This is a genomic window from Nocardia vinacea NBRC 16497 (assembly GCF_000308835.1).
In the GTDB taxonomy this organism is placed as follows: Bacteria; Actinomycetota; Actinomycetes; order Mycobacteriales; family Mycobacteriaceae; genus Nocardia; species Nocardia vinacea.
This window is the reverse complement of sequence record NZ_BAGN01000414.1, coordinates 14,416-29,486: the sequence shown is the minus strand read 5'-3', so window position 1 is coordinate 29,486 and position 15,071 is coordinate 14,416. Positions and strand designations below refer to the sequence as shown.

13 protein-coding genes are annotated in these 15,071 nt (G+C 65.5%); 7 read left to right on the top strand and 6 right to left on the bottom strand.

Annotated features, from left to right (window positions below):
• The first annotated feature begins 164 nt into the window (after nt 1-164).
• Together gnd and ON44_RS40670 are read left to right on the top strand one after the other, a co-directional pair.
• On the top strand, nt 165-1,610 hold the full coding sequence (gnd, locus tag ON44_RS40675; RefSeq protein ID WP_040700176.1) for an NADP-dependent phosphogluconate dehydrogenase: 1,446 nt from the start codon (nt 165-167) through the stop codon (nt 1,608-1,610).
• A gap of 311 nt (nt 1,611-1,921) precedes the next feature.
• A complete protein-coding gene (locus ON44_RS40670) occupies nt 1,922-2,656 on the top strand; it encodes a response regulator transcription factor (protein ID WP_063721716.1) in 735 nt (244 codons plus the stop codon).
• Between the two features lie 4 nt (nt 2,657-2,660).
• On the opposite strand, the gene ON44_RS40665 is transcribed toward ON44_RS40670, so the two are convergent.
• From ON44_RS40665 to ON44_RS40650, 4 genes are all read right to left on the bottom strand, one after another.
• Nucleotides 2,661-4,064: a DHA2 family efflux MFS transporter permease subunit gene (locus tag ON44_RS40665; RefSeq protein ID WP_063721715.1), complete on the bottom strand. Its 1,404-nt coding sequence runs from the start codon at nt 4,062-4,064 to the stop codon at nt 2,661-2,663.
• The gene (gene egtD / locus ON44_RS40660; protein WP_040700174.1) at nt 4,061-5,038 is read right to left on the bottom strand and encodes an L-histidine N(alpha)-methyltransferase; all 978 of its coding nucleotides are present in this window, start codon (nt 5,036-5,038) and stop codon (nt 4,061-4,063) included. The genes ON44_RS40665 and egtD overlap by 4 nt, the downstream gene beginning before the upstream one ends.
• Before the next feature lie 368 nt (nt 5,039-5,406).
• Nucleotides 5,407-6,564: an FAD-dependent monooxygenase gene (locus ON44_RS40655; protein WP_040700173.1), complete on the bottom strand. Its 1,158-nt coding sequence runs from the start codon at nt 6,562-6,564 to the stop codon at nt 5,407-5,409.
• Nucleotides 6,561-7,037 carry a GbsR/MarR family transcriptional regulator gene (locus ON44_RS40650; protein WP_040700171.1) on the bottom strand — a complete coding sequence of 159 codons (477 nt, stop codon included), beginning with the start codon at nt 7,035-7,037 and terminating at the stop codon, nt 6,561-6,563. The genes ON44_RS40655 and ON44_RS40650 overlap by 4 nt, the downstream gene beginning before the upstream one ends.
• A 497-nt stretch (nt 7,038-7,534) precedes the next feature.
• Here ON44_RS40650 and ON44_RS40645 point away from each other — a divergent pair, with 497 nt between their 5' ends.
• Nucleotides 7,535-8,125, top strand: a complete 591-nt coding sequence (locus tag ON44_RS40645; protein WP_040700170.1) for a class I SAM-dependent methyltransferase — start codon at nt 7,535-7,537, stop codon at nt 8,123-8,125.
• Nucleotides 8,126-8,328: 203 nt separating this feature from the next.
• On the opposite strand, the gene ON44_RS40640 is transcribed toward ON44_RS40645, so the two are convergent.
• Nucleotides 8,329-9,684, bottom strand: coding sequence for a cytochrome P450 (locus tag ON44_RS40640; RefSeq protein ID WP_083898474.1), 1,356 nt, complete (start codon nt 9,682-9,684; stop codon nt 8,329-8,331).
• Nucleotides 9,685-9,766: 82 nt separating this feature from the next.
• A complete protein-coding gene (locus ON44_RS40635; RefSeq protein WP_169338158.1) occupies nt 9,767-12,541 on the bottom strand; it encodes a helix-turn-helix transcriptional regulator in 2,775 nt (924 codons plus the stop codon).
• Between the two features lie 457 nt (nt 12,542-12,998).
• Here ON44_RS40635 and ON44_RS40630 point away from each other — a divergent pair, with 457 nt between their 5' ends.
• The 4 genes from ON44_RS40630 to ON44_RS40615 all read left to right on the top strand — a co-directional run bounded on the left by ON44_RS40630 (nt 12,999) and on the right by ON44_RS40615 (nt 14,998).
• Complete coding sequence (locus ON44_RS40630; RefSeq protein WP_040700168.1) at nt 12,999-13,268, top strand: hypothetical protein; 270 nt, start codon at nt 12,999-13,001, stop codon at nt 13,266-13,268.
• A gap of 18 nt (nt 13,269-13,286) precedes the next feature.
• On the top strand, nt 13,287-13,862 hold the full coding sequence (locus ON44_RS40625) for a hypothetical protein (protein ID WP_040700167.1): 576 nt from the start codon (nt 13,287-13,289) through the stop codon (nt 13,860-13,862).
• A gap of 29 nt (nt 13,863-13,891) precedes the next feature.
• Nucleotides 13,892-14,296 carry a threonyl-tRNA synthetase editing domain-containing protein gene (locus tag ON44_RS40620; protein ID WP_281005726.1) on the top strand — a complete coding sequence of 135 codons (405 nt, stop codon included), beginning with the start codon at nt 13,892-13,894 and terminating at the stop codon, nt 14,294-14,296.
• A gap of 408 nt (nt 14,297-14,704) precedes the next feature.
• Entirely contained in the window at nt 14,705-14,998 is a 294-nt protein-coding gene (locus ON44_RS40615; RefSeq protein ID WP_157187563.1) for a hypothetical protein, read from the top strand.
• The last annotated feature ends 73 nt before the right edge of the window (nt 14,999-15,071 follow it).

The window sequence follows — 15,071 nt, the reverse complement described above, 5'->3', positions numbered from 1 at the left end:
CGGGCGGGCACCGCGGTCGCCATGGCTGTCACGGCAGGCTCCGACAGCACCGAACAAATTCCGCCTGCACCCGTAGGTGCTGCCGAACACGACCGAAGGGCCGAACCGGACTAGGGCTAGGCTTCGGACTGAAGGTAACAAGGCCGAACGGAGAGGGCTGATATATGGCGTCCGCAACAGCATCCGCACAGATCGGGGTTACCGGCCTGGCGGTCATGGGTAGCAATATCGCCCGGAACTTCGCCAAGCACGGCTACACCGTGGCACTGCACAACCGCAGCATCGCCAAGACCGACGCACTGCTCGCCGAGCACGGTGGCGACGGCAACTTCGTGCGCACCGAGACGATCGAGGAGTTCGTCGCGGCGCTGGAGAAGCCGCGTCGGGTGCTGATCATGGTCAAGGCGGGCGATCCGACCGATGCGGTCATCGAAGAACTCGCCGACGCGATGGAGCCCGGCGACATCATCATCGACGGCGGCAACGCGCTCTACACCGACACCATCCGCCGCGAAGCCGCCATGGCCGCGCGTGGGTTGAACTTCGTCGGCGCGGGCATCTCCGGTGGCGAGGAGGGCGCGCTCAACGGTCCCTCGATCATGCCCGGCGGCCCCACCGAGTCCTACGAATCCCTCGGTCCGATGCTGGAATCCATTGCGGCGCAAGTGGACGGCACACCGTGCTGCACCCATATCGGCCCCGACGGTTCCGGACACTTCGTCAAGATGGTGCACAACGGCATCGAATACGCCGATATGCAGCTCATCGGCGAGGCCTACCATCTGTTCCGCGACGCGCTCGGTCTCGACGCCAAGCAGATCGCCGATGTGTTCACGCAGTGGAACTCCGGGGAACTGGAGAGCTACCTCGTCGAGATCACCGCCGAGGTGCTCAACCAGGTCGACGCGAAGACGGGGCAGCCGCTGGTCGATGTCATCGTCGATGCGGCCGAGCAGAAGGGCACCGGCCGCTGGACGGTGAAGTCCGCACTCGATCTGGGTATCCCGGTCACCGGCATCGCCGAGGCGGTCTTCGCGCGAGCGCTGTCGGGTTCGCGGGCCCAGCGCAAGGCCGCGGTCGGTCTGGCCGCGGGCAAGCTCGGCGAAAAACCCACCGACACCGCGCAATTCACCGAGGACATCCGCCAAGCGCTCTACGCGTCGAAGATCGTCGCCTACGCCCAGGGCTTCGACCAGATCGCCGCGGGCAGTGCCGAATACAACTGGAACCTGCGCCCCGGCGACCTGGCCACCATCTGGCGCGGCGGCTGCATCATCCGGGCCCGGTTCCTGAACCGGATCAAAGAAGCCTACGACCAGAACCCGGCCCTGCCGAGCCTGATCCTCGCACCGTACTTCCGTGAGGCCATCGAGACGGCCATCGACAGCTGGCGCCGCGTGGTCGCCACCGCCACCCTGCTCGGCATCCCGGTACCCGCGTTCGCATCCTCGCTGTCCTATTACGACGCCCTGCGCGCCGAACGCCTGCCCGCCGCCCTCACCCAGGGCCAGCGCGACTTCTTCGGCGCGCACACCTACGAACGCATCGATGCGCCGGGCAAGTACCACACGCTGTGGAGCGGCGACCGCAGCGAGGTTCCGGCCGACTAGCCGAGCACAATTCCCAATCGTGGCAACGCGTTATCGTGGTGCTGGTGTCGCGGGACGAACCGAAGATCGTCTCGCGGCCGCACGGAACTCATGATGGGATGGACGACCGTGCTGATCGCGGCACGGTCGGTCCAGCACGCCCCATGCTGGACCGTTGAACTTCTCGGCCCGCCCAACGTGCCGCTGATGCGGATGTTTCCGCCGCGAATGGCGGATGATCTTGCCGCACCACTGCCCTAGATTTCGAATTGCAGTAGCCGGTCCCGGCCAAAGCCGGGCGGGCACGGCATTCGAGCGCAGAGGGATCAGGTATGCGGTTGATCGTGGTCGACGATAACGACGTTACGGGCGACGCACTGGTGCACAAGTTGCGCCAGCGTGGGCACCACGCCGATCGCAAACGTCGGGGCTCGGACCTGCTGGTTACTCATCATCGCTATCACGCGGTCATCCTCGACCTCGAGCTGCCGGATATGTCCGGGCTGACGGCGCTGCGCAAGCTGCGCGAAGTCAGCTCGGTGCCGGTGGTCATGCTCACCGCGGATACCGACGAGCGCTCGGTGGTGCGGGCATTGCGCAGTGGTGCCGACGACTATCTGGTGAAGCCGCCGCGGGTGGCCGAGTTGACAGCCCGGCTGTACGCGATCACGCGACGCCTTCCGGTGCGCGCGGTGCCCGAGCCGACGACAACGGTCGTCGCGGGCGATGTTCGGGTGGATCTGGAGGCCGGGACCGTTGAAGTCGCCGGTCGAAATGTGCAGCTGACCCGGGTCGAATTCGCGGTGCTACGGGCGCTGGTCGAGCAGCCGGGTACCGCGGTGAGCCGTCAGCAGCTGCTCGACCGCATCTGGGGCGATGCGTTCGTCGCGGTATCGCATGCGCTGTACGTGCACGTGAATGCGCTGCGCACCAAGTTGAACCGCCCAGGACTGATTACCACCATCCACAGCTACGGCTACCGGTGGAATCCGGGTGCCGCCGTGCCGAATTCGGTCGTTGCCGAAGAGGCGATGGTGTTGAGCGCCCTGGCGAGTCACACAGCCTGACCGACTACCGCAACGATGGTTCCGGCCATCGCGGCATCAGGGTCGCGGCGAGTACCGCACCGGAGAGAAGCAGTGCGCCGCAGACCAACAAGGCAACGCGGAAGCCATTGCCGAACGCGACGGCATCGGTGAGCCGCGCGCCGGAAATGCCGACGAGCCCCGGCAGTGCGGCGACCGCGAGCAACTGTGCGGTACGGGCGACCGCGTTGTTCACCCCAGAGGCAATTCCGGATTCGGTTGCCGACACCGCGGCGAACACCGCGCCGGTCAGCGGAGCCACGAACACTGCCAATCCGACACCGAGCACGACGGTCCCCGGGAAAACCGCGCTGAGATAGGTTGCGCGCGGTCCGATCTCGGTCAGCAGCAGGGCACCGACCCCGGCCAGCGCGGGCCCGAGGATCATCGGGATACGCGCGCCGTGGCGCTGCGCCCATCGACCGGCCGACGCGGACGACACCAACATGATCCCGGTAATCGGCACCGTCGCCAGGCCCGCCGCGAGTGGCGAGTACCCCGCCACCATCTGCAATTGCAATGGCAGCAGGAAGTAGACGCCACCGAGACCCGCGTATACGGCAGCAGTCACCAGGTTGGCCGCGGTGAATACCCGCGAGGAGAACAGTGCCGGCGGCAGCAGCGGATGATCCCCACGCATCTGGATCACAGCGAATATCCCGAGCAACGCCACCCCGAGCAGCGATATCCATCCACGCGCACCGATGCACCCATAGGTCAGCGCACCCAGTCCGGCAACGGCGGTCGCCGCCCCCGGCAGATCGAGTGGTCGCGCATCCGCATCCCGGGATTCCGGAAGGTAACGTACCGACACAACGGCCACGGCAATGGCGAACGGCACATTGATGAGGAAAACCGAGCGCCACCCGGCCAACTCGGTCAGCCAGCCACCGACAATCGGTCCAACCGCTTCGATGACGCCGATGAGCCCGGCCCACAAGCCGATTGCGGCACCGTGGTCGCGGCGATCGATCGAAGCCGAGATCAATGCCAGGCTGCCCGGCGTGATCAGCGCACCCGCGATCCCCTGCACGACCCGCGCCGCAACGAGCATGTCCATCGAAGACGCGACACTGCACACCAGAGATGCCAGCGCGAAACCGACACTGCCCCAGATGAATACCGTGCGTCGCCCCAGCCGATCTCCCAGTGCGCCACCGACCAGAATCAGCGATGCCAGGGCCAGGGTGTAGCCACCGACCACCCACTGCAGATCGGCAACATTGTCGCCGAGACTCGAACCGATCTGCGGCACAGCGATATTGACGACCGATGCGTCGAGCACCACCACCGCCGAACCGAGCACGCCCGCCGCGACAACCCAGCGTCCGGTGACCGAACGCAGGCGCGGTGCGGACGCGGCCAGGTTCGGTACGACGAGATCGCTCATGCTCTGCAGGCGAGAACCAGCGCGAACCGATCATCGGAATCGGTCCACGAATGCTGCACCTGGAAGCCGGAGGTTTCGAGCTCTCGGTGAAATTCGGTCAGCCGGAACTTGGCCGAGATTTCGGTGCGCAACTGCTCCCCAGCCGCGAAGTCGACGACGAGATCCAGCTCGGCGACCGTGACCGACATATCGGCGGTGGCCTCGAGCCGCATCTCGATCCACTCGTTGTCGGGATCCCACAACGCTATGTGCGTGAACCGGTCCGGCTCGAAATCGGCGCCGAGCCGCTGGTTCACCACGTGCAGGATGTTCCGGTTGAACTCGGCCGTCACCCCCGCGGCATCGTCGTACGCGGGGACCATGACGGCCGGATCGACCACCAGTCCGACGCCGAGCAGCAACTGTTCGCCAGGCTCGGTGACCTCATGAACACAACGGTAGAAATCCGCGCGCTCGCCCGGAATCAGATTGCCGAGTGTGCCGCCGAGCAGGGCGATGAGCCGCCGGTCACCGCGCGGCAGGGTATGCAGCATGCTGGTGAAGTCGCTGACCACCCCGTACACCGCGAGTTCGGGATACTCCTCATGGATCCAGGTCACCGCGTCACGCAGCGCGGATTCCGAAACATCCTGCGGCAGATACGATTTCAGAGATCCGTGCGCGCGCAATGCGGTCAGCAGCAGACGTGTCTTCTCCGATGAACCCGAGCCGAGTTCGATCAGCTCCCCCACCTCGGCCGCCGCCGATGCGATCGCATCGGCACTCCGACGAAGCAGCGTCCGCTCGGTGCGGGTCGGATAGTACTCGGGCAGCTCGGTGATCGCTTCGAACAGCTTGCTGCCCTGCGCGTCATAGAACCACTTGGACGGCAGCCACTTCCGACTGCCGGTCAGCCCTCGCAGGACATCGGCACGCAGTGCGGCCGCTAGGTCGTCCTCGGTGAGTTGGATATCGATGCTGACGTGAGGCCGCACTGGCTTACTCCGATCGATGCTGAATCGCCGACGCAGGATCAGGTGTCGACTACAAACCTTGCGGTCCACTTCTCCGACAACGGAATTGTCGACGCTGCCACCACACCCCCGCCAACCGGCCGATCGCACATTTACATCGACTTAAGTTTGGCCGTCTTCATTCCACACATTGCGGATCAATGCCCAGCTCGGAGCTGGCTCATGCCCTGTCGCCAGCCGGACCGTGCACGTACGCGGCATCCCCGGCGAGGAAGATCCGTCCGGCGCGGGTAGTGCTCGGCCAAGCGCTGGTGCACGCGGAAACGGAGCTCCACACGATCCTGTAGACAGTGCCCACGATCAATCGGAAGCGCCCCCACACCTTCTTCTCAATGCCGGGCGGCGGTGGCACCTACCGTGGGTGGTGTCCAGTTCCAGAGGCGGGCCGATTTGCGTGCGGCGATTCCGCCACCAGTGACACGGGTGAGCTGGGTCAGCAGTCCATAGGCGAGCGGACTGGTGGACAGGCTGACCCGGGGATCCTGTCGGGCCATGCGCTGCACCTGCTGGCTGCGGGGGCGGCGTTGCCGATCGTATTGCGCGAGCGCCGTGGGGATTTCGACACTGCCAGTGAGTTCGGCGGCAAGCACGACAGCATCCTCGAGGGCTTGGCATGCGCCTTGGGCAAGGAATGGTGTCATGGCGTGGGCCGCGTCGCCGAGTAGGGCGATCCGGCCGTCGGCATAGGTCTCGCGCGGGTCGAGGTCGGCGATGTCATGGCGCAGCACGGAACTCGGCGGTGTCGCATCGAGCAGCTCGGGAATCGGATCGTGCCAGGCTCCGATGCGGCGGCGGACCTCGCCGAGATCGTCATCGAAGTGCTGTCCTGGTTCGTTCTGACGGATAGCGAGAAACCAGAACACGCGTTGTTCGGTCAGCGGGTGTGCGCCGAATCGGGCACCACGGCCCCAGGTTTGGAAGCCGTCAACCGGCCGTACCGTACCCGGCGTGGTCACTCCGCGCCAGCACAGGATCCGCTGGAAGACCGGCGACGTCGGCCATACCGTGCTGTGGATGCCGTCAGCTCCGACCAGCACATCGGCGTCGATCTGGCACGCACCTTCGGATGTACGGTAGAAGACGGTTACACCGGTGTCGGACTGGTCGACACTGGTGACTTCGGCTCCAGCGCAAACACATTCGGCGGGTATGTGCGCGAGCAACACGCGATGCAGATCGGCACGATGGTTGGCGAGCAGACTGGCATCGCGGCCCTCCCGGAATCGCATCAGGTACTTTCCGTCGGGTGTGCGCAGCGTCGCTCCAGCGTGGGTCGGTACCGATACGGCACGGAATTCGGCACCGACACCCAGCGCGTCCGCCGCACGTAAAGCGTTGGGCGCGAACGACCAACCGGCGCCGATCTCCCCCGGATCGGCACGCCGCTCCAGCACCGTCACCGACCAACCGGCACGGCGCAGGCCGATCGCCGCGGCGAGTCCGCCGATTCCACCGCCTGCCACAACCGCCGTACGCTGCGCTGTCATCGGTCGCTGTCGTTTCGTATCGGCAGTGGCTCCTCGGTGAGCCGCTTGGCCATCCAGTCGTAGACGTCATGGGCGACCTGTAGGCGGCGGGCGCGCGGCCGGCCGGTGCCCGCGAGTTCCATGCCCGCGGCGGTGACATCCCGGAAGGCGGCCAAACTGGCGACCCGGCGGCGCACCACGGTCTCCCATGCGTCGTCGTCGATGCGGAAAAAGTTCGTGCGCTCACCGGGTTTCGTACGCCGCCGCACGAATCCGGCATCGGTCAGCATCCGCATGTTTGTGGTCAACGATGCCCGGCTCGCCCCAATCGCCGACGAGATCTCCTCGGCGGACTGCTCAGCGGGCTCGCAGATCATCAACCACCCCAGGATCCGCCCGGCGATCGGCGGCAGCCCGTATTCATTCGTGCAGAACATGGCGACTCGCTCGACCCACTGCAGCACCCGCTCGTGGTCGGGATCCGACTTCGTCATCCGGCGCCTCTCTTCGATTTGCGCTAGTTGTTTCAGTAATAACTGAAATAAGGCGCCCGTGCAAGGAGCCGGAGGGGCAAAACGAATCGCGGGAGCACCGTTCGTGCCGGATGACGTATCCGATCCGATGACGGCGGCCGGTCCGGTGTGGTCGTGCCGGAACAGCGTTCGAACCAGTTCAGTTGTCCGGCTTCGCCGTACGCCGGCGTGGCGCCGTCGACGGTGCGTGTGGGGGGGCGAGTTGATCCTGCCGCATGCCGATGACGCGCATACCCGGGGCACCCGGCGATCTCGGCTCGTTGCATCCACCGACTGAATCCGCCTCGGCCGATGCCGCCGAGAACCATGGTGATTCCTGACCAGCTACGTTGTGATGGAACCCCGCCTGCAACGGGGTTATGCATGCCACGATGTGGGATGAGGCTATCCGGGGTAAGGAGGCGGCGGAGATGTCAGGGGATCGATTGCGGGCGCGGCGGCCGACCAGTCATGAGCGGATGACCGGGGTGTCGTGGGATGCGTCGTATCAGGACGAGCCCGCGCCTTGGGACGTAGGCCGGCCACAGCAGGCGATAGTGCGGTTGGGGACTGCGGGCGGGTTCACGGGCGCGGTGCTCGATGCGGGTTGTGGGAGCGGGGAGAATGCGCTATATGTTGCGGCGCTGGGATTTTCGGTGCTCGGCGTTGATGTGGCGGAGACGGCGCTGGCAATCGCGCGGGCGAAGGCCGCCGAGCGTGGGATAGATGTGGAGTTCGTCGCGGCCGATGCGCTGCGGTTGGAGCGTTTGGCGCGCAGGTTCGAAACGGTGCTGGACTGTGGACTGTTCCACACCTTCGACGCGGACGAACGGCCGGAGTATGTGGCGAGTCTGGCGTCGGCGACCGTGCCCGGTGGCACCCTCTATGTGTTGTGCTTCAGTGACGAGGGTCCTGATACCGGTCCGCACCCCGTCACTCGGGACGAACTGGCAGCCGCGTTCAACCCGGATACCGGATGGAATATCGCTGCCATCGATCCGGATCGGCTCGAGACGAGATTCCACGACAACGGCGCACCTGCCTGGTTCGCGACAATCAACCGGGTCTAGGTATCCCGCTGTCGTCGGCAACCGACTCGGAACATCGCGGTGGAAGGTCGCCGCGATCGATCCGGATCGGCTCGACACGAGATACCACCACGCACCTGCCTGGTTCGCGACCGTCGAACGAGTCCAGTTCTACAGCCTGAGGTCACGACCCGAGCTGAGTAGCCGACCGTGCGGACACCGACCCCGGACTGCCCGACCTCCAGTTATCGCCGTTCGACTACCTTCGCGATGATCGGGAACTTGGGGTTGAGGGTGAGACCGGACATCGGGGTGAAGTCCGGGTTCTCGATGGTCACCTCGAACCGCCGGACAATGGTGGACAGCGCCAATTGCATCTCCATCATCGCGAACGCGTTGCCGATACACAGGTGGCCGCCCGCACCGAAGGGCAGGTACACGTTCCGGTCCCGAGCCGCGACGGCGGTGGGAGCGAAGCGGTCCGGGTCGAAGGTGTCGGGCTGGTCCCAGCACTCGGGGTTTCGGTGCGCGTGATAGTAGCTGTAAACCACCGGAGTGCCCGCGGTGATGCGGTAGCCACCGATCTCGTCGTCCTCGACCGCGCGACGTTGCCCCATCCATGCTGGTGGCTGCATCCGCAGCACCTCCTCCAGCACCTGTTTGCCGTAGGTCAGCGCGGGCAGGTCGGCCATGGTGGCATGTCCGTCGGACAACGCGTTGTCGACGTCGGCGCAGAGCCGCTGGCGCACCACGGGATTCGATTGCAACTGCAGCATCGCCCAAGTCAGTGCCGAGGCGCTGGTCTCGTGACCGCCGAAGAGCATGGTGACAACCTCGTCACGCAACTCCTGGTCGGTGAGTTTTTCGTTGGTTTCCTCGTCGGTGGCGTTCATGAACATGGACAGCAGGCCACTGTTGTCGGAACCGCGCAAATCGGCGATCACCTGGTAGACGATCGCGTCCATCTCGCCGATCGCCCGCCAGAAGCGGCGGTGGCTCGGAGTCGGAAACTTCAACGGCACCACAGGCATTTGCACGAACTTCCCCAATTCGGCAAGCATCTTGTGCATTTCGCGGGCCAGGCCGGTGACCTCCGGGCCGTGCGGGTCCAACCCGAACAGCGACCGCACCACGATCCGCAAGGTCAGGTTGCTCATCTGCGCACCGAGGTCGATTGTCCGTCCGGCACGGGCATGTTCGGCCCATTCGTCACACATGGAGTCGATCTCGGCCACCATGATCTCGCCGAGCGCGCTGATCTTCTTGTGGTGAAAGGCAGGTTGGGCCAGGCGCCGGTTGCGTCGCCACCGGCTGTGGTCGGCGATGGACGCCAGTCCGCGACCCACGAACGGTTCGATGGTGTCGTACAACTGGGTCTCGCGCGTGAAGTTCGCCATGCGCTCCTGCAAGATGTACTTGATGTGGTGGGGATGGGTGACCCCGACCATGTTCCCGTTGAGCAGCTGGAGCTCGAAAACGTTGCCGTGCAGCGTCATAGCGTCGGACAGAAGCGCAATCGGATCCCCGATGAAGCGCTTGGTGTTACGCAGACGACCGGCGAACCTCGGAGGTAGCCCACCGGTAGCGGCATTTAGTGACATGCACTAAGTAAAACCGATCGTGTCGACATCCGCACCGTGAGTGCCGATCTGCCACAAGCCGCGAAGGACTTCGAAGTCAGCCTTAATTTCCGGATAGCGCCACGGCGATCTCACGCCGGGATCCGACGCCGAGCTTGGCCAGGATATTGGAGACGTGGGACTGAATTGTCCTGCGCGACAGGAACATCTGGGCGGCAATGTCGGAGTTGGAGAAGCCCTCGGCCACCAGGGCGGCTACCTTGCGTTCGGTATCGGTCAAGGCGGCGCGGCCGGATTTCGGGCGGTTGCGCGGTCCGCGGACACCGCGGCGAATTCCGTACGGGCGCATGCGCGCGACCGCGCGAGCGGTATCCCAGGATGCGCCGAGACCGGTGTAGAGCTCGACGGCGGCATCCAGAGCTGTGCGGGCGTCCGAGCCGGACCCATCCGCGGCGAACAATACGGCGGCGTTCTCGTATGCCTGCGCCTCGTAGAGCGGTCGCCCCGCCCGTCGGAACTCGTCGGCGGCCGCGCGCACAATGGCGGGATCGCGCTCGGCAACGCCGCGACACAGCAGGGCGGTGCCGGTTCTGGAAGCCGTCGGTTGGCGCCGCGCCAGTTCGGCGGAAGCCGCGACCACCGAACGAGCCGCTTTCTCGTCGCCGACATCGGCGGCCAGACGGGCGATATCCGGGAAGATGTAATACAGCGTGTGCGCGGTCAATCCGTCTGCGAGGCGCAAATGCGCGTCGACGAGCAGATCCAGTGCGCCACGCGGATCGCCGTGGGTCTCGAGCATGAGGGCCTTGATCCACGGATAGAGTTGGCCGTAACTACGGGTGCCCGGCAGATCGGCGGGTGCGGGGATGGTATCCGGATCCGGCAGGAAGGTGCCGCGGTGGATGCCGATCAGCGCGGACAGGAAGTGCAGGATCGGGGTGTACCCTAAGGCGTCGGGCACCGATTGGCCCGAAGTGCATTCGACGAGCGCATCGTCCCAGCGTCCGTCCAATACATATAGCCGCGCCTTGGCGACCATAATCGTGCCCAGATAGACACCGTGGACCCGGTGACTGTATCCGATCGCCTTGTGCAGCATCGCTTCCGCATCGGCGAGTCGATCGAGCTCGATCAAGCAGTGGGCGTTGAGGATATGGGGATCGAGCTGGTCCGAACCGAATCCGCTTTCGAATACTTGCAAGATGCGGCTGCTCAGTTCCAGTGCCTCGTCGAGATAGCCCCGGGAATAGCGCACTCCCCCCACGGTCAACAGTCCGTATCCGGTCACGAGGGGATTTTCGATGGCTTCCCCGATCGCCAGCGCCTGCGCGCCCGCCGCCTCCGCGGCGTCGAGCCGGTCAAGGAAGACATTGGTCAAGCCGCTCAACCCGTGGAATCGGCCCGCGTCCGAATCCGTGAGATTCGATGTAGCCAGGGTCTTTTCGGCAACGGCGACGGCTTCGCGCAGATCGCCGAGCGCATGGCAGGCCTGCACCAGCAACCAACGCAGTTCGATATCGTCCTCGGACCGGTTCAGCAGCGCCGTGCGCACGAGGGCTTCGGCCTCGGCCGCGCGACCATTCCACAGCAGCGCGTGGGCGTGCAGTCGCAGCAGTACCGGACGCATGCCGAACTCCGCGGTGTCCGCCGCGCGCCGCAACAGCTGCAGCGCGATCTCGGGCGCGCGCACGATCAATTTGTCGGCCACTGCGACCAGCCAGTCGAGCGTCGGCTTGTCGAGCCCGTTCTCCCCCGCCAGCAGGTAGTACGCGATCCGCTCGATCGGCGCGTCGGTGGCCAGGAGGATCTGCCCGGCCCGGCGCAGCAATCCGGCGCGCAGCGAATCAGGCAGCTGATCGGCGAGCACCTGACGGATCAGGTCGTGCCGGAAGATCAGTTCGGAGTCGGCGCGGGTGAGCAGACCACCGTCGGTCGCCTCGGTGACCACCTTCCAGATTTCCAGGATCGGACTGTCCAACACCGCAGCGAGTTCCGCGACGTACACGGTCGGTCCGAGCGCGGCGGCCATCGGCAGTAGCTGCCGCGCCGATCGGGACAGGAATTCCAGCCGCTGCGCGATCGCCCCCGCCAACGACGCGGAGGGGCCATCGGCCAGGTCGGTCGGATCGGCGGTATCGGCGACAACCGTGATTGCCTCGTCGCGCAACAGCGATGCCACCAATTCCGTGATGTAGAGCGGATTTCCGCCCGCACCGACAACCTGCCGCATCAGGGCGGGCCCCGGAGCCGCACCGACCATATGCCGAACCAGTTCCGCCGCGGCACGTTCCGGCAGCGCGCCGAGTCGAATCACCGGCGCACGGCGTTGCGCCAGTTCCACCGTCAACGCCGCCAATCCGGTGTCCCGGGGCAGCGGACGCGTCGCCAGCACCAGCAGCAGCGGCATATCGCCTGCAACCCCGCAGAGCAGATGCAGCACCGCCAGGCTCTGCCGATCCGCCCAGTGCACATCGTCGATGACCAATGCGACCGGACCGGCGGCACACCAGGTATCGACCAGATCGAGGATCGCCTCGGTGATCGCGAACTCGTGCGTCGCCGCACCGTCGCCCACCGGATCCCCACTGCGCAGCAGCGCCCGCACCGGATCGGATCCCCGATCGCTGTCCAGCCAGGAGCACACCGCCGCGAACGGCACCTGCCGCTGCAATTCCTTCGCGGCGCCTCGACGCACGGTCAGACCGTCGGCGGCATATCCGGCGACGGCCGCATCGAGTAGCGCGGTCTTGCCGATACCCGGCTCGCCCTCGACGAGCACCACCGCCCCCTCCCCCGCGGCGGTACGGCGGCCGAGCGAGACCACACGCTCGACCTCTGCATCACGACCGACGAAGACCGAGGTAAGGGGACCCTGCACGCACAGAATCCTATGCCCCCGCATGAGCCTGTGCAGGATGCACATCCCCCGGTAGGCGCGATATCTCACCGCCCGATGCGGATATTCCTACCCGCTATGACGGATGTTCCGGCTTCGCGGCTGCCCTAGGGTCCGACTACGGCGGCTCGTGACCGGCGAATCAGCCGGTAGAGCAGGTCTGATCGGCCGCCGAACAAAGGAGAACCGTTGCAGTCCGAGGCACCAACACGGCACCCCGCACTCGCCGTAGTGCGCGGAATCACTCGCGTCGGTGGTCATATCGCGCGGGAAGCGGTCACCCGTCCACAGGCCCTGCGTGCGGCCGATGTGCCGGTGACCGGTCGAGAGCTGACCACCGATTGGCTGACCGCCGTGCTGTGCTACGACCATCGGGGTGCGAAGGTCGAAGCGTTCGCTACCACGGATCGCAGCAGCGGTACCTCGAAATCCGCCCAACATGACCGGCTGTATCGCGCCCTGGAACGCTCGCTCGGGATCGCGAGCACCGGACCGCGGATGCGGAGCACCGGCACCCGACTTCGACACAGCCTGGCTGGCCTACCGCCAGCAGGCGTTGTATCCGTATTTCATTTGGCTCTCCACCATCGGCCACAGCGCCGTTGCGCCCAAGTATCAGCCCGATGAGGTCTGCCTCGGCATCATCGAGCGCACCGCGAACGCCGTACTCGACCTCGATGCCACCAGAGCCGTCGAGTCGGCCGGATGAAAGGATCAGAGGGAGTCGATGCGCATCGTCAGTAATCGTTGCCGCACGGTCGAATACACCGTGACGACAGCGAGCCCGTGCGCCATTGATATCGAACCGTCGATGATCGGGGCACGCAGATGCTTCCACGACTGCCTGCTGCTGACGATCGGGGTGGACCGCGGCGACCGGGCACTTGCGGGCACCGCAGTGCAGCTGGTCCGGCGCATTGTCACCGAATCCGACGCGGGACCGATCGTCGTCGAGGGCTTCGCATGCCTGCCCCGCCCCGGCGAAAGAAATTGCACCCCGACCGGATTCGATGTGCTTTCCGAACTCGCCGAGGCCCTCGACGTGCTGACCGAAGTTGCCGAGCGGCTCGAGGAACGTGGTGAGCAGGTGCATCTGATGCCGTTCGGCTGGTACAAGCACTGCCGCGTCGACCCGCTCGACGGTGCCGGGACACAGCATGTGATCCAGATGTCGGCCGACGACAACCGGCAGTGCGAGCCGGTGTCGCGCTGGCACGGTCCGCGCTCACAGTTCCTCTCCAATTCCGCGCTGGCCGCACGAGTCAGAAAGGTGTGCGTCACCCCCGAACGTGGTCGACGCTGAACACCGAGCATGAAGATCTTCAGTAGTCGTTGCCGCACCTTCGAGTACACCGTCACCACCGCGAGTCCGGCCGCCGTCGATCTCGAATCGGCGGCGATCGGCGTGCCCAATACCTTCTCCGAGACTGCCTCCTGCTCATGGTCGGCGTGGAGCGCGGCGATTCGACCTCGTCGACGGCGGCCGCGAAGATCGTGCGACGCATCGCGTCCAAGACCGATGCGTCGCATATCGTCATCAACGGGTTCTCCCATCTGGCCACCCCCGGTGAACGATCCGATATCCCAACGGCTTTGCACATACTGACGAATCTCGCCGAATCCCTCCAGGCCCGCGGCGCCCACATCCATCTCATGCCGTTCGGTTGGAACAAGCGCTGGCAGGCCGACGTCCTCGACGGCGAATGGGAACAGCGCGTCGTCCACCTGCCGATGTGAGGCGCGGCGGCCCGCATTCTCGGTAACCCCTCCCCGCTGCTGGAAATCACTCCCGCGCGACAAGCACTACGCTGTCCGACCGTGGCCGAACATGTGGGTGGTTGGGCACACCACCGCCGAAACTCCTTGCCGCCTCGGCGAATTGAGCGGCGGACCGGTTGCCGTGGCATGCGCCGGGGTTCGCTGGCGGGAGTCAGCTACCGGGGATCATTCGAATCTCCCTGACCGGAACCCTCCACCTTGCTCCCAGGAATGGGGATGCGGCGGGATAGTGCAGATTTTCGTAACGGTTCACTATTGATTGTGCCGTCAAATAGCGGCACAATAGATCTAACGCAACCTGCATCCCCGGCACACCCACTACCGACCATGTCCGGGCTCGGCGGGACGAAGGAGATATCGGTAATCATGAACCTCAAGTCGAAGAAGGTCGTCATAGCCGGTGCGGTCGCCGGCGCACTGGTGATCACCCCCGCCGCCATGGCGATCCAGTCGACCATCGCGGCGCCGGGGACCCACAGCAACAGCAATGGCGGCGGCGCCCGCGGCAACTACGGCAACAGCACCAGCGGAGGCAACCGACGCGTCTCCGATCAGGATCACGCTGCCACCGGCAACAACAACTCGAGCCGAGGCTCCTACAACAACCCCAGCGACGGCGGACGCTGGGTCTGGGTGCCCGGTGAGGGCAACAGCCGCTGACCCATTCCCCTTGCGGCCCTTCATAGTGCGAATGCGACCGCCGCTCCGGAAGGAGCGGCGGTCGCATTCGCAT

What these genes read in the sequence shown, in the direction of transcription:
- gnd (WP_040700176.1), top strand. Translation starts at nt 165, where the DNA reads ATGGCGTCCGCAACAGCATCCGCACAGATCGGGGTTACCGGCCTGGCG.
- ON44_RS40670 (WP_063721716.1), top strand. Translation starts at nt 1,922, where the DNA reads ATGCGGTTGATCGTGGTCGACGATAACGACGTTACGGGCGACGCACTG.
- ON44_RS40665 (WP_063721715.1), bottom strand. Translation starts at nt 4,064, where the DNA reads ATGAGCGATCTCGTCGTACCGAACCTGGCCGCGTCCGCACCGCGCCTG.
- ON44_RS40655 (WP_040700173.1), bottom strand. Translation starts at nt 6,564, where the DNA reads ATGACAGCGCAGCGTACGGCGGTTGTGGCAGGCGGTGGAATCGGCGGA.
- ON44_RS40650 (WP_040700171.1), bottom strand. Translation starts at nt 7,037, where the DNA reads ATGACGAAGTCGGATCCCGACCACGAGCGGGTGCTGCAGTGGGTCGAG.
- ON44_RS40645 (WP_040700170.1), top strand. Translation starts at nt 7,535, where the DNA reads ATGACCGGGGTGTCGTGGGATGCGTCGTATCAGGACGAGCCCGCGCCT.
- ON44_RS40640 (WP_083898474.1), bottom strand. Translation starts at nt 9,684, where the DNA reads ATGTCACTAAATGCCGCTACCGGTGGGCTACCTCCGAGGTTCGCCGGT.
- ON44_RS40630 (WP_040700168.1), top strand. Translation starts at nt 12,999, where the DNA reads ATGACCGGCTGTATCGCGCCCTGGAACGCTCGCTCGGGATCGCGAGCA.
- ON44_RS40625 (WP_040700167.1), top strand. Translation starts at nt 13,287, where the DNA reads ATGCGCATCGTCAGTAATCGTTGCCGCACGGTCGAATACACCGTGACG.
- ON44_RS40615 (WP_157187563.1), top strand. Translation starts at nt 14,705, where the DNA reads ATGAACCTCAAGTCGAAGAAGGTCGTCATAGCCGGTGCGGTCGCCGGC.